Origin of the sequence: Neobacillus drentensis (assembly GCF_036966985.1) — a bacterium.
Lineage (GTDB): Bacteria > Bacillota > Bacilli > Bacillales > Cytobacillaceae > Neobacillus > Neobacillus drentensis_E.
Map to the genome: position 1 here is coordinate 1 of NZ_JBALSN010000080.1, position 474 is coordinate 474.

Here is a 474-nt window from a genome sequence, read left to right on the forward strand (position 1 = left end):
AATCAAAGAAGCACCAATCAAAGAAGCTCCAATTAAGGAAGCGCCAATCAAAGAGACCCCTGTTGTTCCAGCGCCACCACCAGTGATGGAAGCGCCTATAGAGGTAGCACCGCAACAGGATTATTGTGTTCCGGTTACTCCAATTATGCCAGGGCCTGGATTCTGTCCTCCATTTGGCGGATTCCCGATGCCTATGCATCCATTCGTGCCTTTCCCACAAGGGCAAGGAGGGGCGATTCCAATGCCGCCTGTGATGCCTAGTGGGTTCCCAGGTAATCCGGGGGCAGCTCCATCTGTTGCAGGAACTTCGTTTGTTGCGCCACAATTCGATGAGGAATCATCATTTATGCCGCAATTGCCTGTTATGAACCCAGCCTATAATCAGGGGGCTGTAATGGGGGCTCAATCACCACAGGCACCAATGGGTTCCCCTTACATGAATCCGTCAGCATTCGGTCAAATGCCACAAGGATT

General features: G+C 51.5%; 1 pseudogene. It reads left to right on the plus strand.

Features of this window, described 5'->3' with window-relative positions:
• Window positions 1–474 (plus strand): annotated as a pseudogene (locus tag V7659_RS05830) (hypothetical protein); the annotation flags it as partial.